This is a genomic window from Rhodopila sp. (assembly GCF_965277165.1).
In the GTDB taxonomy this organism is placed as follows: Bacteria; Pseudomonadota; Alphaproteobacteria; order Acetobacterales; family Acetobacteraceae; genus Rhodopila.
In genome coordinates this window covers 1,268,178-1,290,560 of record NZ_CBDICE010000006.1, presented here as the reverse complement: position 1 = coordinate 1,290,560, position 22,383 = coordinate 1,268,178, and the positions used below count along the sequence as shown (strand labels likewise).

At 64.1% G+C, this 22,383-nt stretch carries 21 protein-coding genes and 1 tRNA gene; 15 read left to right on the top strand and 7 right to left on the bottom strand.

Translation table 11 applies throughout. The features are described 5' to 3' along the window. Positions 1-72 precede the first annotated feature (72 nt). The gene (locus tag ACQY4Y_RS17935) at positions 73-1,272 is read right to left on the bottom strand and encodes a helix-turn-helix transcriptional regulator (RefSeq protein ID WP_428491947.1); all 1,200 of its coding nucleotides are present in this window, start codon (positions 1,270-1,272) and stop codon (positions 73-75) included. 371 nt (positions 1,273-1,643) lie between these two features. On the opposite strand from ACQY4Y_RS17935, the gene ACQY4Y_RS17930 reads away from it, so the two are divergent. Next, complete coding sequence (locus ACQY4Y_RS17930) at positions 1,644-2,687, top strand: bile acid:sodium symporter family protein (protein WP_428491946.1); 1,044 nt, start codon at positions 1,644-1,646, stop codon at positions 2,685-2,687. 51 nt (positions 2,688-2,738) lie between these two features. Here ACQY4Y_RS17930 and ACQY4Y_RS17925 read toward each other — a convergent pair whose 3' ends face one another. Further along, the gene (locus ACQY4Y_RS17925; protein ID WP_428491945.1) at positions 2,739-4,109 is read right to left on the bottom strand and encodes a S41 family peptidase; all 1,371 of its coding nucleotides are present in this window, start codon (positions 4,107-4,109) and stop codon (positions 2,739-2,741) included. A gap of 219 nt (positions 4,110-4,328) precedes the next feature. On the opposite strand from ACQY4Y_RS17925, the gene ACQY4Y_RS17920 reads away from it, so the two are divergent. Continuing rightward, complete coding sequence (locus ACQY4Y_RS17920) at positions 4,329-5,111, top strand: SDR family oxidoreductase (RefSeq protein WP_428491944.1); 783 nt, start codon at positions 4,329-4,331, stop codon at positions 5,109-5,111. Between the two features lie 45 nt (positions 5,112-5,156). Here the strand turns inward: ACQY4Y_RS17920 and ACQY4Y_RS17915 are convergent, their stop codons facing one another. From ACQY4Y_RS17915 to ACQY4Y_RS17905, 3 genes are all read right to left on the bottom strand, one after another. Then, complete coding sequence (locus ACQY4Y_RS17915; RefSeq protein WP_428491943.1) at positions 5,157-6,368, bottom strand: heme-binding protein; 1,212 nt, start codon at positions 6,366-6,368, stop codon at positions 5,157-5,159. A gap of 517 nt (positions 6,369-6,885) precedes the next feature. After that, positions 6,886-8,235: a Rieske 2Fe-2S domain-containing protein gene (locus tag ACQY4Y_RS17910; RefSeq protein ID WP_428491942.1), complete on the bottom strand. Its 1,350-nt coding sequence runs from the start codon at positions 8,233-8,235 to the stop codon at positions 6,886-6,888. After that, positions 8,219-10,375: an acetate--CoA ligase family protein gene (locus tag ACQY4Y_RS17905; protein ID WP_428491941.1), complete on the bottom strand. Its 2,157-nt coding sequence runs from the start codon at positions 10,373-10,375 to the stop codon at positions 8,219-8,221. The genes ACQY4Y_RS17910 and ACQY4Y_RS17905 overlap by 17 nt, the downstream gene beginning before the upstream one ends. 613 nt (positions 10,376-10,988) lie before the next feature. Between ACQY4Y_RS17905 and gyrA the strand changes: the two genes are divergently transcribed. From gyrA to ACQY4Y_RS17850, 11 genes are all read left to right on the top strand, one after another. Next, positions 10,989-13,865 carry a DNA gyrase subunit A gene (gene gyrA / locus ACQY4Y_RS17900; RefSeq protein WP_428493668.1) on the top strand — a complete coding sequence of 959 codons (2,877 nt, stop codon included), beginning with the start codon at positions 10,989-10,991 and terminating at the stop codon, positions 13,863-13,865. Then, positions 13,858-14,379 carry a pantetheine-phosphate adenylyltransferase gene (gene coaD, locus ACQY4Y_RS17895; protein ID WP_428491940.1) on the top strand — a complete coding sequence of 174 codons (522 nt, stop codon included), beginning with the start codon at positions 13,858-13,860 and terminating at the stop codon, positions 14,377-14,379. The genes gyrA and coaD overlap by 8 nt, the downstream gene beginning before the upstream one ends. 182 nt (positions 14,380-14,561) lie before the next feature. Next, on the top strand, positions 14,562-15,020 hold the full coding sequence (locus ACQY4Y_RS17890) for a peptidylprolyl isomerase (protein ID WP_428493667.1): 459 nt from the start codon (positions 14,562-14,564) through the stop codon (positions 15,018-15,020). A 20-nt stretch (positions 15,021-15,040) separates the two neighbouring features. After that, entirely contained in the window at positions 15,041-15,541 is a 501-nt protein-coding gene (locus tag ACQY4Y_RS17885; RefSeq protein ID WP_428491939.1) for a peptidylprolyl isomerase, read from the top strand. 101 nt (positions 15,542-15,642) lie between these two features. After that, positions 15,643-15,718 (top strand) — tRNA-Lys (locus tag ACQY4Y_RS17880). Between the two features lie 255 nt (positions 15,719-15,973). Then, entirely contained in the window at positions 15,974-16,294 is a 321-nt protein-coding gene (locus ACQY4Y_RS17875; protein ID WP_428493666.1) for an AMP-binding protein, read from the top strand. After that, the gene (locus ACQY4Y_RS17870; protein WP_428491938.1) at positions 16,295-16,495 is read left to right on the top strand and encodes a hypothetical protein; all 201 of its coding nucleotides are present in this window, start codon (positions 16,295-16,297) and stop codon (positions 16,493-16,495) included. After that, positions 16,455-16,787 carry an AMP-binding protein gene (locus ACQY4Y_RS17865; protein ID WP_428493665.1) on the top strand — a complete coding sequence of 111 codons (333 nt, stop codon included), beginning with the start codon at positions 16,455-16,457 and terminating at the stop codon, positions 16,785-16,787. Before ACQY4Y_RS17870 ends, ACQY4Y_RS17865 begins: the two co-directional genes overlap by 41 nt. A 100-nt stretch (positions 16,788-16,887) precedes the next feature. After that, positions 16,888-17,250 carry a class I adenylate-forming enzyme family protein gene (locus ACQY4Y_RS17860; RefSeq protein WP_428491937.1) on the top strand — a complete coding sequence of 121 codons (363 nt, stop codon included), beginning with the start codon at positions 16,888-16,890 and terminating at the stop codon, positions 17,248-17,250. 220 nt (positions 17,251-17,470) lie between these two features. Next, positions 17,471-17,770 carry a thiamine pyrophosphate-binding protein gene (locus tag ACQY4Y_RS17855; protein ID WP_428491936.1) on the top strand — a complete coding sequence of 100 codons (300 nt, stop codon included), beginning with the start codon at positions 17,471-17,473 and terminating at the stop codon, positions 17,768-17,770. Between the two features lie 419 nt (positions 17,771-18,189). Next, positions 18,190-19,044 (top strand): Crp/Fnr family transcriptional regulator, encoded by an 855-nt coding sequence (locus ACQY4Y_RS17850; RefSeq protein ID WP_428491935.1) that lies wholly within the window; start codon positions 18,190-18,192, stop codon positions 19,042-19,044. A gap of 63 nt (positions 19,045-19,107) precedes the next feature. On the opposite strand, the gene ACQY4Y_RS17845 is transcribed toward ACQY4Y_RS17850, so the two are convergent. Further along, a complete protein-coding gene (locus ACQY4Y_RS17845; protein ID WP_428491934.1) occupies positions 19,108-19,740 on the bottom strand; it encodes a LysE family translocator in 633 nt (210 codons plus the stop codon). Between the two features lie 195 nt (positions 19,741-19,935). On the opposite strand from ACQY4Y_RS17845, the gene ACQY4Y_RS17840 reads away from it, so the two are divergent. Next, on the top strand, positions 19,936-20,430 hold the full coding sequence (locus ACQY4Y_RS17840) for a YcgN family cysteine cluster protein (RefSeq protein ID WP_428491933.1): 495 nt from the start codon (positions 19,936-19,938) through the stop codon (positions 20,428-20,430). Next, complete coding sequence (locus tag ACQY4Y_RS17835; RefSeq protein ID WP_428491932.1) at positions 20,430-21,350, top strand: dihydrodipicolinate synthase family protein; 921 nt, start codon at positions 20,430-20,432, stop codon at positions 21,348-21,350. The genes ACQY4Y_RS17840 and ACQY4Y_RS17835 overlap by 1 nt, the downstream gene beginning before the upstream one ends. A gap of 373 nt (positions 21,351-21,723) precedes the next feature. Here the strand turns inward: ACQY4Y_RS17835 and ACQY4Y_RS17830 are convergent, their stop codons facing one another. Beyond that, a complete protein-coding gene (locus ACQY4Y_RS17830; RefSeq protein WP_428491931.1) occupies positions 21,724-22,383 on the bottom strand; it encodes a MarC family protein in 660 nt (219 codons plus the stop codon).

Genomic DNA, 22,383 nt, shown 5'->3' with positions numbered 1-22,383 from the left:
TGTGTAGCGCCACGAAACCTCGATGCCAAGATGGCGAAGGGCCGGGTCCGCTCAGGACCCGCAGCGACGACGCTACGGCACCGATTGGGAATCCAACCTGTGACTGGTTCGTATTTTGGCTAAACGCCCCGTCGCCCCTGATAGACAATCGAAGTTAAGCCCCGCCTGCAGCTCAACGACTAGTCGCACCAACTCGCCCTGCCGATGGGTTCCGGTTTTTTGGAAGACGCGCTGCAGGTGGGTGCGCGCCGTCGATAGCGAGATGCCCATGGCGCTCGCCGCGGACTGCAACCCGCCGCCGCGCACGATCTCCATGGTAACCGCCGCCTCCGCCGGGGTTAAGCCGTACACCTGCCGAAGATGGGACGGAGGCGCTGATGGCGCACGTTCCGGATCTCGGACAAAAATGATCGCGCCTGGCCGCTGTCCTAAGAACCAGCCTGGTAGCGAACCTGAAGGCATCACGAGCAGTGAATAGTGACCACAACATGCCGGCCGCGTGACATTCAGTGCGAAACGCGACGCGCTCGACACCTGACCGTTCGCGGCCTCGGCGACCATACGCCGAAGCGTCGCGGTCTCCAATCGGTTCGCGGTTGCAACGCCTTGAACACCGCTCACCAAACCGTCGGCCGCGGCCAGCATGGCCTCAGCAGCCAGATTGATCAAACGCACTCGGCAGTCGGCGTCAACAACAAGAACCCCGTGGGCAAGCTGATCAAGTCCTGACACCGCCCCTTCCGCCCCGAGCCGAAGCAGCTCAAGCTGCCGATTGATCGACGCGGCGCGGTGCGTGTGTGGCGCAAACAGGCGCAGCCGCTCTATATGCTCCTGCTCCCACTCTCCAGCTTGCGGCGAGCGGGCTAACGCGATCCGTGTGCCTCGCTCGCCGTCAGCCAGCAAAAACATGTTTAACAGCGAGTGAACGCCCTGAGGTTTCATAAAGCCATCGTAGAACTCTGTACGGAATAGGTCCTCTTTCGATATAAACATCCGGTCAGTCACAAATGTCTGTGGGGGTCGGTTGCCAACGCGCTGCGCAAAAACGTTTAGTCTTACGTAATAGTCTGCATAGAGCTGAGCGAATTTCGGATCAGTGCGCACCATGATCATCGCACCTTCGGATTTCGCGTAGTCCTGCCTAACCAAACAGGCAACCGAGGCACCCACCTCGTCCGCCAGCCGCTCGAGCACGGCCGGCCACCGATTGAAATCGAGCGCCGCCTCATAGATCAGCTGCACGACCTCCGAATAATCGACGACGTTCAGCATCGGCACGATCCTTTGATTTCTGATGTCTGTCCCTCAGAAATTCTTCGGCGACATCATCCGTTCATATGACGACAAGGCATCGCCTCTACGCTGAAGTCGGGCGCTGCGACCGCTGATAAATCACGACGTCTGCGGTGCAGGGCGAATCATGGATCGATGTCCGATCCAGCGTTCGAAGCTCGCGACCAGGAGCCAAGTAACGAGGGGCGCAATGCAAAAATTCACTGCACCAATCAGAACTTATGCTGGCACGTTTTTTACGGCTGTCAACGCCAATGGACTTGGCGGACCCGACTCCGCTGTGAGCCACTTCACAGCGGCAAACCATTTCATGCGAAATTCTGCTCGGGAGAGTGCGGTAGGAACGGAACATGCTTAAGGCAAGTCAGCTCAGCCGAACCATCAGCCAGTGGCGACCCGACAGCTTCGTGCTCGCCCTCGCAGCAACCCTGACGCTCGCAACGTTGCTGCCCTGCCGCGGGATCAGCGCCACCATCTTCGGCACACTCGCGATGTTCGCCATCGGATCGCTGTTCTTCCTGCAGGGCGCGCGGCTGTCGCGTGACGCGATCATCGCGGGAATGACCAATTGGCGGCTACATTTTGCCATCGCCGCCACTACGTTCGTCTTGTTTCCGATGCTAGGGACTGCGCTCACCGCGCTGTTCCCGCATGCCTTGACCCGGACGCTGGTGCTCGGTGTGCTGTTCCTGTGCGCGCTGCCATCCACCGTTCAGTCATCGATCGCGCTGACCTCCATAGGGCAAGGCAACGTAGCGGGCGCGGTCTGCGCGGCGACCGCGTCCAGCCTGATTGGTCTGCTGCTCACACCGCTGCTGTTCGGCCTCATGTCCCACCTATATGGCGGCGCGATCGACGCTTCCGGCATGTGGAAGATCCTCGGCGAGCTGTTGCTGCCGTTCATCGTCGGGCATCTGCTGCGGCCATGGATCGGAGCCTGGGCCGCACGCAATCGGTCGGTGCTGGCGATCACCGACCGAGGTTCAATCCTGCTGGTGGTGTACACCGCGTTCAGCGCAGCCGTCGTGCACGGGATCTGGCACCAACTACCGCCGACGACATTCGTCGCGCTCGGGCTGATTGTCGCCGTTCTGCTGGCAACGGTGCTGCTGATTACCCACATCGGCGCGCGCCTCTGCGGACTTGGTCACGCCGATCAGGTTGCCTTAGTCTTCTGCGGCTCGCAGAAATCGCTTGTCGCCGGCATTCCGATCGCCGGCGTGCTGTTTTCCGGTCCGACACTGGGGGTCGTCGTGCTGCCGATCATGCTGTACCACCCGATGCAGCTCGTGGTCTGCGCTTGGCTTGCGCGTCGCTTCGCCAAGCGCGCTCCGACAGCGGATGCCGACGTCGGCGCAGCGCTGCCCGTCATCGACGCGGCAGTGCAAAGCTAGTTAGCCATCGTTCCGTGTGTGACCCCAACGTGGGGTCAAAGCCGCCGCCGCCTACCGCGACGCCGCCTTGCTGCCCGCAACGATTGCCCGAACCAACACCAGCCCCTGCTGCAATTGGAAGTCAGTGGCGGGCTTCTTGGGATCGAACTTCGGCCAATTCTCCGGCGGCAACCGAGGGATCTGCCCCGCCGCCTCCGGCAGCACCGCCGGCGGCGGCGCTGGCGCCGGCTTCGTGCTGCTGCCCGGCACCGAGAGGATGTGCTGCAGGTCGGCCTCGTGCTCCGGCGCGAAATGCGGCTCTGGGGTGCGGGTTTCCTGCACTACGACGTTAGGCGTGATACCTACGCCCTGAATCGACCGCCCCGACGGGGTATAGTAGCGCGCCGTGGTCAGCCGCACGGCGCCGTTGCCGGCCAGCGGAAAGATCGTCTGAACCGATCCCTTGCCGAACGATTGGGTGCCCAGAACCAGGGCCCGATGGTTATCCTGCAGCGCACCGGCAACGATCTCGGACGCCGAGGCCGACCCGTTATTGGTCAATATCACGATGGGCAGGCCGCCCGACACGTCCTCGGTCGGCTTGGCCGACCAGCTCTGGTCGTCGTCGGAGTGCCGCCCCCGGGTCGAGACGATCCCGCCACTCGGCAGGAAGTCGTTCGACACCGCGATCGCCTGGTCCAACAGGCCGCCCGGGTCATTGCGCAGATCCAGGATCAGCCCGCGCAGATGACCGCCGGCCTGGGCACGCAACGAATTGATCGCCTCGCGCACGCCAGGATCGGTCCGTTCGGTGAATTCGCTGATGCGGATTACGCCGATGTCGTTGATCAGCCGGCTCTTGACCGTCTCGACATGGATGATCTGGCGTGTCAGCGCCACCGTGATCGGGTTGGTCACACCCTGGCGCTTGACGATCAGGTGAACCTCGGTGTTCGGCGGCCCACGCATTTCGGAAACCGCGTCGTTCAGGCTCAATCCTTCGACTGTCTTGCCGTTCACCGCCGTGATCAGGTCACCCGGCAGCAGGCCGGCCGCCGCCGCCGGGGTGCCGTCGATCGGGCTGATCACCTGCAACAGCCCGGCATTGTCGGTCACTTCCAGGCCAATGCCGCCAAACTTGCCGGAGGTCTCGGTTTGCATGTCGTGCCACTGCTGGTCGGTCATGTAGGCGCTGTGCGGGTCCAGCCCGGTCAGCATCCCGTTCAGCGCGTTGTCGATCAGCGTGCGATCCGACACCGGCTCCACGTAGTCGGCGCGGACCCGGTCCAGCACTGTGCTGAACAAGGTCAGCATCTGATAGGTCTGCTTCTGGTTGGTCCCTTGGGCGGCGGCAGGGAACATCCCGCCATTGGATGCGACGGCGCAACCGGCCGCGAAGCTGGTCCCAGCCAACAAAGCGATCCCGATTTTCGTCATTTTCATCGCGTCACCTTGCTGCCGAATGGAGTGTATCGTCGAATTAGATCGGATTGACGCGGTGTTGCGCAATGACCGACGCGTGACATCGTTGTCACATCCGCCCGAGCCGGTCCAGACCCCAGCGAAAAACCGCCTGTTTCGCGATCCCGGGAGGCCGCGGCATAGGCGAGCCCGGGGCGCCCTGGTATTGTCGCGTCCATCCACTCAAACGGGGAACGATCCATGGATCTCGGACTGCAAGGCAAGAAAGCCATCGTCTGCGCCGCCCGGAAAGGGCTCGGCCGGGCCTGCGCCATTTCCCTGGCTCGCGAGGGGGTGGAGCTGGTCATCACCGCCCGCACCGCCGCCGCGCTGGAGCAGACCGCCGGCGAAATTCGTCAACTGACCGGCGCCAAGGTGACCGCCGTGCCGGGCGACATCAGCACCGAGGCGGGCCGCGCCGCCGCCCTCGCCGCCTGTCCGGCGCCGGATATCTTGATCAACAACAACGGCGGGCCGCCGCGCGGCGACTTCCGCGAATGGGACCGCGAAGCCTGGATCAAGGCGGTGGACGGCAACATGCTGGCGCCGATCTTTCTGATCAAATCCGTGATCGACGGCATGATCGAGCGCAAGTTCGGCCGCATCGTCAACATCACCTCAGGCTCGGTGAAGTCGCCGATCCCTGAACTGGGCATGAGCAACGGCGCCCGCGCTGGCCTGACCGGCTTCGTCGCCGGTCTCGCCCGTCAGGTCGCACACTACAACGTGGTGATCAACAATATCCTGCCGGGCCCGTTCCTGACCGACCGCCTGCGCGGCGGCTTCGAGCAGGCGGCCCGAGCCAGCAACCGCCCGGTGGATGAACTGGTGCACGAGCGGCTGTCGAAGACCCCGGCCGGGCGCGCCGGCGATCCGGCCGAGTTCGGCGATGCCTGCGCCTTTCTGTGCTCGGCCAAGATCAGCTTCATCGTCGGCCAGAACCTGCTGCTGGACGGCGGCGCGTTCAATTCATCCAGCACCTGAGCCCGCAGGCTCGGATTCCAATCACGATCCGAGCCCGCGCCGCACTTAGCCAAAGCTCTTGCGCAAGGTAGCCACCGAGACGTGCGGCCACCCCAGGTTGACGTAGGCGGGTGGTGTCCCACGCAGCAAATGCAGGATCGGGAAGTTCAGCACCACCATCTGCGCGTATTGAAGTTGCATGAACCCGTGCCCGGTCGCCTTGTGGGTCGCCTTCTCGATCCAGAACGTCGCATAGACAATCGCCGTCTGCGCATTCTCCTGCAGTTCCTGTTGCCCGCCGACCACCGGGCTCTCACCCTGCAGAAACTGGATATTCTCGATCCCGCCGCCAAACGATGGCACCTGCACCTGCGCCGTGGCACCCTGAGCACCCGAGTTGCGCTCCGTCAGGAAGCTCAGCGGGGTCATCGTCGCGATGTTCAGCGCGGTGCCCTCGAAGGAGTATCCGTCAGCCACCAGCCGTTCGATGTCTTTTTGTAATAAAAGGATCGGGTCGTTGACCAGATCCTGCATCGCAACCCCTTGGATGCTCGGCGGCAGCGGCGGCTCCGGCGGCGATGTCTCGAACGGCGTGCGCGTGTTCAGCGTGAACGGAGGATTGAACGGACCGGCCGGGATCGGACCGATCGGCACGCTGACATCATATTGCGGAAACGGCGTCGCCGGCACGGTCGTAGCCGTCAGCCGCTCGGACGATCCGGCGGCGTTGAACACAATCCCCGGCGCGGTCGGCGAAACCGCGAACGGGGTGCTGTTGAACGATGGAAAGCGCGAGAAACTGTACTGGCTTCCCGGAACCGTCAGCACCGGAGGACCCACGAAAGGCTCCGCGACACCCTCCGCCAACAGCGCGTTGCCGTGCGGGATGCTGCCCATCCTGGCGACCAGTTGGCCCGGCTTGGCAACGGATTGCGGTGGGAAATCGGTGCTCGGTTGGGTCACCCAGATACCGGGCTCGATGTGCAGCGCGCCGTCCGCGCCGGCATCGGTAATCTTCTGCAGATAGGTCAGCCCGAACAGCGCAATATCATCCTGGCCGAAGCCGCGGTTCGGAACCGGCGATCCGATCGGTTCGAAGGTCAACGTCTCGCGGGTCTGGTTGAGTTGCAAGTAAAGATCGGTATTGTCCTTGAAGTCGGGCCTTGCAATCAGGTTGAAACCCCTGCCCTTCCAGGTACCTGCAAGATCGGCCAATAAACCCAGGCCATCGGTATTGTTCCGACCGGCGAAGCGCTCGGACGAAATCCTGTCTCTCATGTGTCAATCTCCTGTACTTGGACTATTGTGAACACCACGCCTGGCTTACTTGCCAAGACCGGGATGGCAGCGGAGTCTGGCCCGCAACCGGACCGCGGATGACCCGGCCGACTGACAGCCTATAACCCGCGAACGGCGGTCAGGCTGTGAATCAGCTCACACTTTAGATGCCGGGAGGTTTGCGTTTTTCCGCACGGGAATTTCTTCATCGTGCCATATCGGCTGCTGCAACGTGGCACCCCGAGCCCACGCACTCAGCAGACGAGGCGAGATAGCCGAGGGCACTGCCGCCTATGATGCGACCCTCAGGTCATTGTGTTGATAGCGGACCAATAATAAAAGACGTACTGACACGAAAATTCTATGAACTGTCAGCGACACCCACCGCCGCTTCAGGCACTTTCGGGTCAGTCTCTAAAGTCGATAATCCAGCCGCGCGATGGCGATCGCGCCTTCGGACTACATAGTGATCCCTGCGGGAATAGGCCCTACGGCACAGCGCCGGCCTAAGCCATTCTCAAAGCTGATAACCGAACCCGCTGCCTGGCCTCGCCCGCATCACCCGATCACCCGCATCCGCCCAGCCGATCCCCTCGTCCAGCGTCAGCGACACCGCTCGCACGATAAACACGTCCGGATCGTCCACCCCTGGGGGCTTCGCCCGGCGCTGGTTGTAGTCGGCTGCACTGTCCAGCAAAAGCCGGCGCACCATCACGATCCCCGCGTCGCTGCTGCACAGATGTTCCGTGCTGCGGTCATAGATCGGCGACAGACCCGATTGGCATGCCGCATCCTGCACCCACAGGCCGGGCAGGCCAGAAAACCACAAGGCCTTCTGACTCTCATAGTCGAACAGGAAGCCCGATTCAGGGTTGTACTTGGTCCAGAAGTCATTATAGGGTGTCGTGGGACTTTTCGGCGCGTACGCGTTTCGGCTGGCGTGCCCGCTCTCGCGCCCGTTATGGCCATCCAGGAACACCGCGCGAGTCCGCTCCGACAGCGCCTCAGTCGGATGATAGGAAAACATCAAGCACAGCGTATGCTCGTCATCCATCGGGACCCAGGCATGGCCGCTCAGATCAGGGAATTTCGACTGCGGCGGCACCAGCGAATAGAACGGCATCAGAAACTGATTGACCCGCCAGTACAGTTTGTCGTTGCCCAACTGCCGCCGAGCCGCGATGCTGACGCCAAAGTCCTGGCGGATCGATTGGATCATCGGCTTCAGGTCCTTCGCCGCAATCCAGTCGGCGATCGCCCCCTTGGCATCGATCCGGCCGTGCAGGATCGGGGCGTGCGCCGAGTCGATCTCGCCTTCCAGAGCCTGCAGCCAGTTGCACTCCTGCACCCGGAAAGTGACGACAACGTTTTCGTCTGGGACCAAATTCCATTCCATGTTGGGCAGCGGCGGCGGGTTCAGTGGGTCCGGCCCCATATAGGTCCAGACCACACCATTCCGTTCCCGGCACGGATATGCCGTGATCCTTACCCGCGCGGCCAGCCGGCTGGCCGGAGGTTCAGCGGGCATATCGGTAACCGCCCCGGTCACGTCGTATTTCCAGCCGTGATAGACGCAACGGATGCCGCACGCCTCGTTACGGCCAAACATCAAGGGTGCGCCGCGATGGGCGCAGGCGTTGGCGATCAGTCCCACCCGGTTCTCGGAATCGCGGAACACCACCAGGTCCTCGCCCAGTAATTTGATGCGTTTCGGCTGGCCGTCCGCGGTCAAGTCCTTGGCCGGGTAAAACGGAATCCAATAGAGCCGGAACAACTCCCCCATCGGAGCACCCCGACCGATCCGTGTCAGCCGTTCGTTATCCTGGTGCGACAGCATCAACAACGTCCCCTCAGCCTTGCGTCTCACGGGCTTGGCCCAGCTTGCGAGTCACCACCAAAGCGTCGGCGGCCACAACCCCGTCAGCGCGCGCGATCACCGGATTGATATCGACTTCCTGAATGACGTCGCCAAGGTCTGATGCCATTTCCGACAACCGGCAGATCAGCTCGACGAGCCCATCCAGATCGATCTTGGCCGCCCCGCGATAGCCGTCCAGCAGCGGAAAACTTCTCAGGCTGCGGACCATCTCGCGCGCCGTTTCCGGTCCTACCGGAGCCAGCCGGACGGCGGTATCACCCCACAACTCGACGGCCACGCCGCCAAGCCCGACCGCGATCAGCGGACCGAACTGCGGATCCTGCTTGACCCCGACCACCAGTTCGATGCCCCCGGCAACCATCTGCTGCACGCCGATCCCATCGATCACCGCCTCTGGCGCGTAGGCCCGCGCCGAGACCAGGATCGCCGACGCCGCCTGCCGCACCTCATCCTCCGATCGCAGCGACAGCGCCACCCCGCCGGCCTCGGTTTTGTGCGCAATGTCGGGCGAGACGATCTTGGCGACCACCGGAAAACCGATCCGTACCGCCGCCTGGGCTGCCGCATCCGGATCCGCCGCCAGCTCCTCACGCGGTACCGCGATGTCATAGGCCGCCAGCACCCGCTTTGAGTCCGCCTCGGTCAGCGCTCGCCCAGCCGATCCGATCACCCCGCGAGCCATACCAGCGGCAGCCTCCGGCGCCATCCGGGCTCGCCTCGGCAGCGGGCGAGCACGGCGAGCATGCCATTCGAACCATGACCGCAACGTCTGAAAGCATCGGTCGGTCGAACGGAACGTGCAGACCCTGGGATCGCGATCGAACGCCTCGCTGCCCGGACCCTGCAGCCATTCGTTCATCCAGACCACGGCCATCGCACGATCGGAGCGCCGAGCGGTTTCACTCAGTCGCACCGCCCGCGCGCCGCTGGAGGAGGCGTGCGCGAACACCATCGGAATCACCAGGGCACTATAACCCGGATCGGCAACGAACGCGTCCAGACAGAAACCGAAGGTTTCGGCGGTCTTCAGCACCTCGGCCGTCAGGTCGGACGGATTGGCCACCGAACCGAATTCCGGCACCACGGTATCCAGCGCCGCCGCCGTCGCTGCCGCCAAGCCGGGCAACGCCACGCCATGCTGCTCGGCCTTGTCGGCGCTGATCACCGAGGCGCCGCCGGATGTGGACAGCACACCGACCCCGAGACCGCCGGCCGGCGCCGACGTCTTGGCGAAGAAGTTCGCCCGCTCCAGCACCGATTCCAGATCGTTCACCGCGATGCAGCCGGCGTCGTGGAACGCCGCCTGATAGGCCGCCGCTGATCCGACGATCGACCCGGTGTGCGACAGCGCCGCCTTGCCGCTCGCGGCGCTGGTGCCCGCCTTGTAGACGATCAACGGCTTGCCAGCGTCGCGCGCCTTGCAGGCCGCCCGCAGGAACCGCCCGCCATCCTTGATGCCCTCGAACAGGCAGATGATCGAGCGGGTGTCGCCATCCTCCGCCAGATAGGAGATGTAATCGCAGACGTCCACATCCGCCGAATTGCCGGCCGCGAGATAGTGGGTGAAGCCGATCCCCCGGCCCATCGCCTGCAGCATGCCGTAGCCCAGCGCACCACTTTGCGAAACGATCCCGACCGGTCCGCGGCAATGCCCCATCGTGGCGTAATCCGGCATGAAATTGAGCCCCGCCCGCGACGCGGTGTTGGCCAGCCCGACGCAATTCGGCCCGACCAGCCGAACCCCATGATGGCGTGCCAACGCGACGAGAGCCTCCTGCCCAGCCACCCGATCGGGCTTGCCGGTTTCACTGAAGCCCGACGCGTAGATGATCGTCCCGCCGGCCTTCACCGCTCCGGCCGCCGCCACCAAGTCCGGCACCATCGCGCGCGCCACGCACAGCACTACGCAATCGGGTGACCCGCCGATCGCCGCCAGGCTCGGCACGCAGCGACGGCCCAGCAACATCGTGTACTTAGCATTGACCGCGACGACCTCGCCGGTGAAATCCACCATGTTGGCCAGCGTGCGCTCGCCGAACGAGCCTGGCGTTTCCGACGCGCCCACGACAGCCACCAGGCGCGGGTTGATCAGCCGCTGCAGGTCCTGCCGCGTGTAGATATCGCGCATGGCACTATTCACCGGTCCGCCGCTTGATGGTTCGCCGCGATCGGTGAACAAGCCCTTACAGCTACAGCGGGAGAACCCGTCATGGGGGCGCCGAGGTTTTCGACGAATTGAAGATCCAGGTATCCACTAAACCAAGCTCCTCGGGTTTGCGCTCAAGGACGTGCAAGGCACGACCAGGCACATCCAGTTCAGGATTGCCTGCCGGATGCTGTCCTCCACCGAAGCCGCCGGATACCGCCGCCAGGCCCGGTCAGCGGCAGATAGTGCGAAATCTCCAGCGCCAGGATCTCCGCCATTTCGTCCTCGCGATTGCTTTGCCGCCTTATACAGGCGTTGCCGTGTCAGGGCGAGCCAGCCGGCAGCCGGCGCCATCCCCGGCCGCAAATCCCGTCATAACCGTCGTGACCGCCCGAAAAGTCCGGCCGCGCCGGCTTGATCCGGCAATTGCCCCGGGTGCCCCAACTCACCCCTCGCCACAACGCCCGAATCAGCCTATCAAGCGCCGGTCGGACGCACACCCCACCCACCTGCTTCCGTGCGGACGCGAACAATGGATTGAGACTTGAGCGACACACCCGACCCGCCCGTGGACCCGACCGGCCCATACGGCGACATGCAGCCGGTCAACCTGGAACAGGAGATGCGCCGCTCCTACCTCGATTACGCCATGAGCGTGATCGTGGCGCGCGCCCTGCCAGACGCCCGCGACGGCCTGAAGCCGGTGCACCGGCGCATCCTGTTCGGCATGCACGAGGCCGGCTACACCCCCGATAAGCCATACCGCAAATCCGCCCGCGTCGTCGGCGACGTGATGGGTAAATACCACCCGCACGGCGACGCCTCGATCTACGACGCCATGGTGCGCATGGCGCAATCTTTTTCCATGCGCCTGCCGCTGATCGACGGCCAGGGCAATTTCGGATCGGTGGACGGCGACAACCCGGCGGCGATGCGCTACACCGAAGTCCGCCTCGCCAAGGCCGCCGCGCTGCTGCTGGAAGACATCGACAAGGATACCGTCAACTTCCAGCCGAACTACGACGAGACCGAAAAAGAACCGCTCGTCCTGCCGGCCAAGTTTCCCAACCTGCTGATCAACGGCGCCAACGGCATCGCCGTCGGGATGGCGACCAACATCCCACCGCACAATCCGGGCGAGATCATCGATGCCACGCTGGCGCTGATCGCCGAACCCGACCTGTCGCTCGACGAGCTCATGAAAATCGTTCCGGGTCCGGATTTCCCGACGGGAGGTGTGATCATCGGCCGCTCCGGCATCCGAGCGGCGTTCGAGACCGGGCGGGAGAGTATTACGATCCGGGCGAAGACCGAATTCGAGGAAATCCGCCGCGATCGCCAGGCCATCATCGTCACCGAAATCCCCTATCAGGTGAACAAGAAGACGCTGATCGAGAAGATCGCCGAACTGGTGCGTGGCAAGATCATAGAGGGCATCGGCGAAATGCGCGACGAGAGCGACCGCTCCGGCATGCGCATCGTGATGGAGCTGAAGCGTGACGCCACACCCGAGGTGGTGCTGAACCAGTTGTTCCGCTTCACCCAGTTGCAGACCAGCTTCGGCATCAACGTCCTCGCCCTCGATGACGGCCAGCCCAGGCAAATGGGCCTGCGCGACGCCCTGACCTGCTTCATCCGCTTCCGCGAAGAGGTAATTCTCCGGCGTTCCCGTTTCGAGCTCGGCAAGGCCCGCGACCGCGCGCACAACCTGGTTGGCCTGGCGATCGCGGTGGCCAATATCGACGACGTCATCCGCCTGATCCGCGCCAGCCCCGACGCCCCCGCCGCACGCGCTGCGCTGATGGACCGCGATTGGCCAGCCGCCGACATCGGCGCCCTGCTCGCCCTGATCGACGAACCGGGCAATGTCATCGCCGCTGATGGTACGGTGCGGCTGACCGAGGAACAGGCGCGCGGCATCCTGGAACTCCGCCTGCAGCGCCTCACTGGACTGGAACGCGAAAAAATCCAGGCCGAAATGACCGAGGTCGCCGGCAGAATCCGCGAATTGCTGGAGATCCTCGACTCGCGCATCCGCCGCATGGAGGTGATGACCGAGGAACTCACCGCCGCGCGCCGCGAAATCGTTTCGCCGCGGCTGACCGAGATCGCCGACGCGCTGGCGGACCAGGACGACGAAAGCCTGATCGAACCCGGTCAGATGGTGGTGACGATCACCCGCGACGGCTTCATCAAGCGCACCACGCTGGAGACTTTCCGAGCGCAGAACCGTGGCGGACGCGGCCGGTCTGGGGCGGGCATGCGCGGCGACGACATCGTCACCCGGAGCTTCAACGCCCACACCCACCAGTGGGTGCTGTTCTTCTCCTCCGGCGGCAAGGCGTTTCGCGTCAAGGTCTGGAAACTGCCAGAGGCCGGCCCCACGGCGAAAGGCCGAGCCCTGGTCAACCTGCTGCCGGAATTGGGTGGCGATACTATTACCACCGTTCTGCCGCTGCCGCAGGACGAAAGCCTGTGGGACAGCCTGCATCTGGTGTTTGCCACCGCGTCGGGCAACGTGCGGCGCAACCGGCTGTCGGATTTCAAGAACGTCCGCGCCGCCGGACTGATCGCGATGAAGTTGGACGAGGGCGACCACCTGATCGGTGTCGCCACCTGCCGCGAGGGCGACGACGTGCTGCTGGCGACCCGCAACGGACGCTGCATCCGCTTCCGCCTGCTCGACGATCAGGTCCGCGTTTTTGCCGGCCGCGACAGCTCCGGCGTGCGCGGCATCAGGCTGCTGAACGGCGACGAGGTCATCAGTCTGTCGGTGCTGCGCCACGTTGCGGCCAGCCCGGAAGATCGGCTGGCTTACCTGAAACAGGCCAATGCCAGGCGTCGCCACAACGGCGATGGCGAAGCTGAGGCCGTCGCGACAGATGGTGCTCCGGTGGATGCATCGACGGCAGATGTGCCGACTGGAGAATCGGCCACGGAATCTGAGGAAATCACCGTCGAGGTGACGCTGTCGGCCGATCGCTTCGCCGAAATGGAAGGCGCCGAGGAAATGCTGCTCACCGTCACCGACGTGGGCTTCGGCAAGCGCACTTCGGCCTACGAATACCGGGTCACCGGGCGTGGCGGACAGGGCATCGGCAACATCACCTTGGCGCCGCGCAACGGCAAGACCGTGGTGGCAAGCTTTCCGGTGCGCCAGGGTGACGACATCATGATGGTCACCGATGCCGGCAGGTTGATCCGCGTGCCGGTCGATCAGGTCCGCACCACCGGGAGACAGGCGATGGGGGTCACTCTGTTCCGTGTCGACAAGGGTGAGCACGTGACCAGCGTGTTCACTGTGCTGGAGGACGACACCGACGATAATGGCGCCGCGCCGGATAACCTCCCCGATGGCGGTCCCGGTTCCGATCCGGCACGGCTGGATAGTGGCGACCCCGACGCGCCGGGCGCCGATCGCCCGGACCAGGAAAGCCACAGTCCAAACCCCGGGGACCCAAGCGATGGCTGAGCGCGCCCATCCCACGACGCGACGGATCGGCTTGTATCCCGGAACCTTCGATCCGATCACCAACGGGCATCTCGACGTCATCGCCCGTGCCGCCCGGCTGCTCGACCGCCTGGTGGTGGGCGTCGCCATGAGCACCGGCAAGGGCCCGCTGTTCACCTTGGAGGAGCGGGTCGAACTGGTGCGCGTTGAGATCGCCGCCATCGCCACCCGCAACGACATGGTCATCGATGTCATCCCGTTCGACACCCTCCTGGTCGATTTCGCTCGCGCGGTAGGCGCGTCGATGATCGTCCGCGGACTGCGCGCGGTGTCTGATTTCGACTATGAAATCCAGATGGCTGGGATGAACTACCGTATGGCACCGGACGTCGAAACGGTGTTCCTGATGGCCAGCGAGACGCACCAGTTCATCGCCTCCCGCCTGGTCAAGGAGGTTGCCAAACTGGGCGGCGATATCTCGTCGTTCGTGCCGCCGACAACCCTGGAACGCATTCTCCAGCGCATCCGCGGCTAACCCGTTCTGGAACGTAATTTCCAGCTCATTTTACTTCGAAGGAGGGCGTCTTGCATCGCCGCACCCTGGTCTTATCCCCCGCTGCCGTACTGATCACGGCCCTGGCCGTCCCGCCGTTGACGGGCGCTGCCCCGGCGCTTGCGCAGACCCCATCGACGCAGAACCTCGATCTCGAGAACACCATCTATCTCGACCTGAAACAGGGTCGCGTGGTGATCCGGCTACTGCCCGAGATCGCCCCCAAGACCGTCCAGCGGATCAAGACGCTGTGCCGCCAGGGGTTCTACGACGGCACCCCGTTCCACCGTGTGATCGAGGGCTTCATGGCCCAAGGCGGCGATCCCACCGGCACCGGCACCGGCGGCAGCAAGCTGCCCGATCTGCCGCTGGAAGTCAGCCAGCGCCACTTCGTGCGCGGGGTCTGCGGCATGGCGCGGACCAGCGCGCCGAACAGCGCCAACAGCCAGTTCTTCATCATGTTCGCCCCGGCCCCTTCGCTCGACGGCCAATACACCATCTGGGGTCAGGTAGTTCGCGGCATGGAGTATGTCGACGAGATCAAGCGCGGCAGCGGCAGCAGTGGTATCGTCAGTGATCCGGACCGGATCGTGCACATGCGCGTTGCCGCCGACGTGAAATAACAGTCCTGAAGGAGACAGCCATGAGTGACTCGAAACCGGCTCTCGACCCCGAGAACACCCTTTATCTGGACCTGAAACAGGGCCGCGTGGTGATCCAACTGCTGCCCGACATCGCGCCGATGCACGTGCAGCAGATCAAGACCCTGGCGCGCAAGGGCTTCTACGACGGCACCGTGTTCCACCGCGTGATCGAGGGCTTCATGGCCCAGGGCGGCGACCCCACCGGCACCGGCACCGGCGGAAGCGACCTGGATAACATCCGCGCCGAGTTCTCCGACAAGGCGAAATTCGTCCGCGGCACCTGCGGCATGGCCCGCAGCCAAAGCCCGCATAGCGCCAACAGCCAGTTCTTCATCATGTTCGAGCCGGCGTCGCACTTGAACGGCCAATACACCATCTGGGGTCAGGTGGTGGACGGCATGGATCTGGTCGATCAGATCAAGCGTGGCAGCGGCGGCGGCGGCACGGTGTCGAACCCGGACAAGATCGAGAAGCTGTCGATGGCCGCGGACGCCGCCTGATCCTCGCCCGGCCGGCCTGACCTAGGCGTCGGGCCTGCGCTGGCCGCCGGGCTAGGCGATGCTTGACCCGCGGCCCGGCATGGCGTTCAAAGCGCGCCGGCGAGCCCGTAGCTCAGTTGGTAGAGCACGAGACTTTTAATCTTGGGGTCGTGGGTTCGAATCCCACCGGGCTCACCAGGAAATCCATGATTGAGGCGGCTTCGGGCCGGAATTCCCGGCATATCCGATTCCGCCGTTCGTCCCGTCCTCGCCGGCGACCGAGGGCAAACGTGTGAGGCTGGTGCCGTCCGCGCATCGAAGCCCCGCTCCGCGCGGCCCTGATCTTGACGGTCCTGTCCGATTTCGTGGACACATGACCGATTGGCTCAGGATGGAAGGTGGCAGTGGATCCATTCCGTCGTCAGCGAACACCGGTCAGTGCGCAGTTCTGAAATGCTCGGCTGTGGGGTCGCCCAGACCAGCGCATTCGCAAAACACCGGCCCGACCGGCCGGGGTATGTCCGCGCGAAAATCTGGCCGCTTGGCGTCCCTGCCCGGCAAGGCGACGATGGTGAAAGATCTGTTGGACCTCCGGCAAATGCTGTCGGTTCACGCCCGGCTGTCGCGAGATCGGCTGGGGCGCGTGATCTCGACCGGTCGCTGACCTTTGGGCAGTGGAACGAGCGGTCCTGCCGCCTGGCCAACGCGCTGCTCGGGATCGGACTTGACAAGGGCGATCGCTTCGCGATGCTCGCCTACAACAGCCTCGGATAGATGGGAATCTATGCGGCCGCGGCGAAAGCCGGGGTGATCGTCGTGCCGATCAACTTCCGCTTGGTTGGCCCTGAAGTCCGCTTCATCCTGAGGAACGCCGGAACGACGGCGCTAATCGTGCAAGACGAACTGGCGGGCGTGGTCGAGGAAATCCGCGCGGATCTATCCTTTCCCGAAAAAAATTACATCTATTTCGGGTAACGACCCGCCCCCACCGGTACCGCGATTACGAAAGCGCTGCTTTGGCGAGGCGAGCGGCGGTGAGCCCGGCCAGCCCGTCCGTCTGTCCGATCCCTGGACATTGATATACACGTCGGGAAACACCGGCGACCCGAAAGGCGTTGTTCGCAACAACCGAAGCGGGACGCTGTTGTCGATGGTGACCGAAATCGAACTTGGCATTCGTCGCACCGACGGGGCGCTTCTCGTCATCCGATGTGTCATGCCAATTCGGTCAATTTCTCCAATGCCTTCGGCTATTGCGGTGGCGTGACGACCGTGTATTCGCGCAAGAACTTCGATTCGACGAATACCGGAACCTGCCCGAAAAAACCCGCGCGGCTTTCAAGGGCGAGCACTGCTCAGTCGGCGACATGGCGGTTCGAGACGAAGAAGGCTACATCCAGCTTGTCGATCGCAAGAGCAACATGATCATCTCAGGTGGCGAGAACATCTATCCGTCCGAGGTCGAGGCGGTGAGCGGCGCCCATCCGCTGGTCAAGGATGTCGCGGTCGTCGGCGTGCCCGACGAAAAATGGGGCGAGCGCGTGCAGGCGGTCGTCGTGCTGCATGAGGACGCTGCCGTCAGCGAGGCCGAGTCGCTGGATTGGTGCAAGGAACGACTGGCCGGCTTCAGGCGGCCGCGTGCCTGTTCGTTCCTAGGGGAGGATGAAATGCCGCGCAACGTCACCGGCAGAATCCTGCATCGCGCGCTCAAAGCCCGGCTGCAGTCGTGAGCATGGGTTGCCTTCGGCCAGACGGCGAGGTCGGCGCGATCCTGATCGGGTATATCGTTTTGGAATCGTATGGTTTTGTCCTCGTCACCTGGTAACAGAAAGGAACGGATCAGATGAAACCATCTCCTGAGAGCGTTGCGGACGTCATTGCGCGCCTGCTGAAGGCACGCGGCGTGACGCGCGTCTTCACGCTGTGTGGCGGCCACATCATGCGATCTGGATGCGCCTCGACGCGCATGGGATCAGCATTGTCGACGTCCGCGACGAGCGGGCAGCCGTGCATATGGCGCAGGCGCACGCCGAACTGACCGGGCAACTTGGCGTCGCGCTTGTCACCGCTGGGCCAGGCGTCACCAACGCGATGACCGGGATCGCAAACGCGCATGTCTCGCGCGCACCAAGTCCTGGTGATCGGCGGAGCCAACCCGCGCCCACAGGAAAATCGCGGCGGCCTGCAGGATCTGGACCATACCCAGGCGACCGCCATGATCTCGCCAGAGCGTCGGATTTTATTGCTTGATCGGTATAAATCACGCTGGGCTAGCACCTCCGATGGTAGGTCGGATCGCTCGGATCAGAGGTCTATCACTGATTCGAGGATCGGTATAGTAACGAATAAGACTATACTGAAATATTCCCGATCGGCGCGAGCACAGCTAACAACATATGCTTGCCGTCGGATACCGAAACTACAGCGTTATCGCGCTGAGCGCAACGTTTACAGCCCATGAATCACGAGATCAAACAAGGAGTTAGGCCATTTTTGGCAGGCGCAGACACGAAAATGGTCCAAGAACAAGCGAAAGTCCGGGCTCAATCCGCCCGCTCCAATACAGGCGATTCCTGACGCCTAAACCACGGTTTTGACACGCTTTCGCCGCCGGCCCGATACGCCGCCGGCACACCCCGGGTCAGATATGAAGCATGAGGGGACTCCCGATGCCGGTGCCAAATGAACTCCCGACGGGGCGGCGTGGACGTCATGTCGCGGGCGACGACATCGATCCGGCGGTGATCTACTCAGCCGCCGCCTACGACGCTCAACCGATCCCCACCGCCGCCGAAGCCGCGACGGACGCTGATCCGACCGTGCGCCGGCTGATCGCCGCCCACCCCGCATTGGGCACCCTGCCGCGGCACGAGCATCGCACCTTGCTGCGCGGGTCAAGAATTCGGCCGCTGAAACGCCAAGAGTTGATCTTCCGCCAGGGCGACGCGGCCAGCAGCGTCGCCCTGGTGCTGGAAGGCTTCGTCAAACTCTCGGTGCCGCTGGCCGATGGCGGCGAGTTGGTCCTTGACATCGCCGGCCCGGGCGCCTGCATCGGCGAGATATCGGTGCTGCACGCCCGCACCCGCGGCGCCGATGCCGCGGCTCTGGCGCCTGGTCGGCTGCTGATCATCGATGCCAGGCAATTCCGCCAGACGTTTGATCGGATGCCCGAGGGGTTGCTCGCGCTGCTTCGCCTGGCCAGCAGGAAATTGCAGCGGGCGACGGGGCAATTGATCGACAGCCGAGCACGGAGCGCGCTGGCGCGGCTGGCCAAGACCGTGCTTCAAGTGGCGAGACTGGCGCCCTCGGACCCGCATCACCCGGGTGGCCTTGGGTTGCGCCTGTCGCAAGGTGAATGGGGTCTGATGGCCGGCATGAGTCGGGAACTCGTCAACAAGCATCTGGGTGTCTGGCGCGACGCCGGTTGGATCAGCCTGTCCGGCGGGACCGTGACCTCGGTCGACATCGCCGCACTCGAGGGCATATCAGGCGACGATCAGGATGGCGACGCCGATCCGGGTTGATGGCGGCGCGCCGCCCGAGATGCTTGCGGCGGGCCGCCGTGATCGGCGCCGATGCCTCGCCACTTACCGGCGCGCGTCAGCCGCCATCCGCAGCGCCATGCCCGCGAACACGGTGCCCATCAGCCAGCGTTGCGCGACCAGCCACCACGGTCGCTTTGCCAGGAACAGCGCGATGGTGCCCGCAGTCATCGCGATCACCGCGTTGATGCTGATGCTGATCGCCACCTGCGTCGCACCCAGCAGCAACGATTGCGCCAGCACGCCGCCCTGGCCCGGGTCGATGAACTGCGGCAGCAATGACAGATACAGCACGGCGATCTTGGGGTTCAGCAGGTTGGTCAACAGGCCCATGGCGAACAATCGGGGCGCGCTGTCGGCAGGCAGCACGCGCACCTGGAAGGGCGAGCGCCCGCCGGGCCTGACCGCCTGCCAGGCGAGGTAAAGCAGATAGATCGCGCCTGCGAAGCGCAATGTGTCATAGGCATAGGGCACCGCCAGCAGCAGGGCGGTGATGCCAAAGCACGCACTACACATGTAGCACAGGAAACCGACCGCGACCCCGCACAGCGAAATCAGGCCGGCCACGCGGCCCTGAGAGATCGAGCGTGACACCAAATACATCATGTTCGGGCCGGGCGTCAGCGCCAGGCCCAAGGTCAGCAGAGCGAATCCGGGCAGATTGGACAAAGCCGGCAAGATTTTGCTCCTGAGTGTGGCCGGTGAATGTGGCCGATCGGGGCCGGATGATCGGATCTGTTATAATGGCAGCATTGCGCCGCGCGGACGAGACCGGTGCCGCGCGGACGAGACCGGTGGGGACGGCGGCGATGCCCACGCGCGACAAGAGGCTTCCTTGCCGTGCCGGGGGCGTCGGCTGTAGGGTCCCGGGCCATGGAGCCGTTCTGGAAGACCAAGTCGCTGGAGCAGATGACAACGGACGAATGGGAAGCGCTGTGCGACGGCTGCGGCCGTTGCTGCCTGCATAAATTGCGGCATGAGGACACCAACGAGCTGTCCTTCACCAACGTCGCCTGCCGGCTGCTGGATCTGCAGTCCTGCCGTTGCAGCGATTACCCCCGCCGCCGACGCCGGGTGCCCGATTGCGTCGGCCTTACCCCGGCGGCGCTGCAGGCGATCGACTGGTTGCCTCCGTCCTGCGCCTATCGCCGGGTGCGTGACGGCAAGAGCCTGGCATGGTGGCATCCGCTGGTATCGGGAGACCCCGATACGGTGCATCAGGCTGGCGTCTCGGTGCGCGGCCGGGCGGTGAGCGAACGCCGTGCCGGCGCGCTTGAAGATCATGTTGTGGATTGGCCGGGCAAGCCGCCGCGGGCGGTGCGGTCGAAGGATGGTGAGCTGCCCGAAGATCTGAAGGAGACGACGTGATGCTGAAGGATGCCCTGTACGGCGGGATCAATGCCGCGGTGGTGACGGCGATGAACGCCGACCTCTCGATCGACTTCGATCGGATGGCGGCTCATTGTCGTTGGCTGCTGGCCAACGGCTGCAGCGGGCTGGCGGTGCTGGGCACCACCGGCGAGGCGAACAGCCTTGGCGTCAGCGAGCGGATCGCGGTGCTGGAAGGGTTGGCCGAACGCGGCATTCCGGCGGCGAAGATGCTGCCTGGAACCGGCACGACTTCGATGACCGATACCGTGTTGCTGACCCGCAACGCCGACGAACTGGGCTGCCGCGGCGCGTTGCTGTTGCCGCCGTTTTATTACAAGAACCCATCCGATGATGGGCTGCTGGCTTACTTCAACGAAGTAATCCAGCGCGTCGGTGGCGACATCAAGCTGTATCTGTACAATTTTCCGCAGCAGTCGGCGATTCCGTTCTCGGTCGATTTCATCGCCCGTTTGCTGGGGGCGAACCCGGGCAAGGTCAAGGGCATCAAGGACAGTTCCGGCGACTATGCCAACAGCCTGGCCTACGTCGAGGCTTTCGCGCGGGATGGATTCGAGGTCTATGCCGGCGATGATTCGTTGCTGCTGTCGTTGCTGCGGAAGGGCAGCGCCGGGTCGATCACCGCGGCGTCGAACGTGAATTGCGCGCTGGGCGCCGAGGTCTATGCCAACTGGGATGGCGCCAAGGCGGCCGCGGCGCAGGAGGTGTTGTCGGCGACGCGCAAGGCGGTGACTGCGGTGCCGCTGATTCCGGCGCTGAAGACACTGGTGGCGCGCAACACCGGGGATCTGCGCTGGGTCAACATCCGCCCACCGCATCTTGCGCTGACCGAGGCGCAGACGGCGGCGCTGTTCAGCTTGTTCGACGCCAGCGGGATCCGGTTGGCGAAGGCGGCCTAGACTGGCTGTTTGTCGCGGAGTGGCTCTGGTCGGACCCAAATTGCCGCTTGCGGATCAGTCTCCGGAAAGCAGTCCCCTTAAACAACAGCGGCACGGCCGCCGAACCGCTCTTGCTCGCCGTGAGAGTGTCAGCATGAGTGAATGTATTGGACGTTCAACCTCACTCTGTTGAATACACCATGAGTAGACACTGGGATATACAGGCTACAGTTACCCAGGCTGATGCCGACTACTGCCCATTGCAGCAGCCCATGCCGCTCCACTCCCAGTGCATCTGGCAATCGAACAACCGGTTAAAAGCACGGGTGCCGCGTCGCCGCGCGATGGAACGGTTCGGCCCGCTGCCAAGGGCGACATCCCGTCAAAGCCGCCACTACCGCGCGACCAGCAGCGGGCGGAGCACGTCCCCGACTCCGGTGATCATGATCTGCACGCCGATGCAGAGCAGCAGGAAGGCGGATATCCGGGTGATCGTGCGCGTGCCCGTCGGCCCCATCATCCGGGTCAACCGGTCGGCGTAGCTGTAGGTGACCCAGATCACCGCCGTCATCGCCAGCGCCGCGCCGGTCATGCCGAGGAAGAACCAGCCGAGCCCGGCGAACAGCCGGGGATGTCCCGCGCCCAGCGCGACGGCGACCGCGATGGTGCCGGGGCCGGTGGTGAACGGGATGGTCAGCGGAAACAGCGCGATGTCCTCGATACCGTCCGCTGTCGCGGCTTGCTGCTGCTTGCGGTCCTCATGCGTCTCCGGAGCGTTCAGCAGGCGCCAGCCGCTCAACGCGACGACGAGGCCGCCGGCGACCCGCAGCGCGGTCAGCGTGATGCCGAAGAACGCCAGCACGTAGGACCCGGCCCAAAGCGCGCCCATCATCACGCACAGTGAGTTTAGCGCCACCAACCGGGCCAGCCTGGCCTGAGCCTCCGGCGGCCGGTCGGCGGTGACGCCACGGAAGATGAAGCCGCCGCTGATCGGGTTGATGATGGAAAACAGTGCGGGAAAGCCAAGCAGAAAGGCGTGCACGGCTTCCAGCAT

Excerpts from the sequence above, each read along its gene's own strand:
- ACQY4Y_RS17935 (WP_428491947.1), bottom strand. The coding sequence starts at position 1,272 with ATGCTGAACGTCGTCGATTATTCGGAGGTCGTGCAGCTGATCTATGAG.
- ACQY4Y_RS17930 (WP_428491946.1), top strand. The coding sequence starts at position 1,644 with ATGCTTAAGGCAAGTCAGCTCAGCCGAACCATCAGCCAGTGGCGACCC.
- ACQY4Y_RS17925 (WP_428491945.1), bottom strand. The coding sequence starts at position 4,109 with ATGAAAATGACGAAAATCGGGATCGCTTTGTTGGCTGGGACCAGCTTC.
- ACQY4Y_RS17920 (WP_428491944.1), top strand. The coding sequence starts at position 4,329 with ATGGATCTCGGACTGCAAGGCAAGAAAGCCATCGTCTGCGCCGCCCGG.
- ACQY4Y_RS17915 (WP_428491943.1), bottom strand. The coding sequence starts at position 6,368 with ATGAGAGACAGGATTTCGTCCGAGCGCTTCGCCGGTCGGAACAATACC.
- ACQY4Y_RS17905 (WP_428491941.1), bottom strand. The coding sequence starts at position 10,375 with ATGCGCGATATCTACACGCGGCAGGACCTGCAGCGGCTGATCAACCCG.
- gyrA (WP_428493668.1), top strand. The coding sequence starts at position 10,989 with ATGCAGCCGGTCAACCTGGAACAGGAGATGCGCCGCTCCTACCTCGAT.
- coaD (WP_428491940.1), top strand. The coding sequence starts at position 13,858 with ATGGCTGAGCGCGCCCATCCCACGACGCGACGGATCGGCTTGTATCCC.
- ACQY4Y_RS17885 (WP_428491939.1), top strand. The coding sequence starts at position 15,041 with ATGAGTGACTCGAAACCGGCTCTCGACCCCGAGAACACCCTTTATCTG.
- ACQY4Y_RS17875 (WP_428493666.1), top strand. The coding sequence starts at position 15,974 with ATGCTCGGCTGTGGGGTCGCCCAGACCAGCGCATTCGCAAAACACCGG.
- ACQY4Y_RS17870 (WP_428491938.1), top strand. The coding sequence starts at position 16,295 with ATGGGAATCTATGCGGCCGCGGCGAAAGCCGGGGTGATCGTCGTGCCG.
- ACQY4Y_RS17860 (WP_428491937.1), top strand. The coding sequence starts at position 16,888 with ATGGCGGTTCGAGACGAAGAAGGCTACATCCAGCTTGTCGATCGCAAG.
- ACQY4Y_RS17855 (WP_428491936.1), top strand. The coding sequence starts at position 17,471 with ATGCGCCTCGACGCGCATGGGATCAGCATTGTCGACGTCCGCGACGAG.
- ACQY4Y_RS17850 (WP_428491935.1), top strand. The coding sequence starts at position 18,190 with ATGCCGGTGCCAAATGAACTCCCGACGGGGCGGCGTGGACGTCATGTC.
- ACQY4Y_RS17840 (WP_428491933.1), top strand. The coding sequence starts at position 19,936 with ATGGAGCCGTTCTGGAAGACCAAGTCGCTGGAGCAGATGACAACGGAC.
- ACQY4Y_RS17835 (WP_428491932.1), top strand. The coding sequence starts at position 20,430 with ATGCTGAAGGATGCCCTGTACGGCGGGATCAATGCCGCGGTGGTGACG.
- ACQY4Y_RS17830 (WP_428491931.1), bottom strand. The coding sequence starts at position 22,383 with ATGCTGGAAGCCGTGCACGCCTTTCTGCTTGGCTTTCCCGCACTGTTT.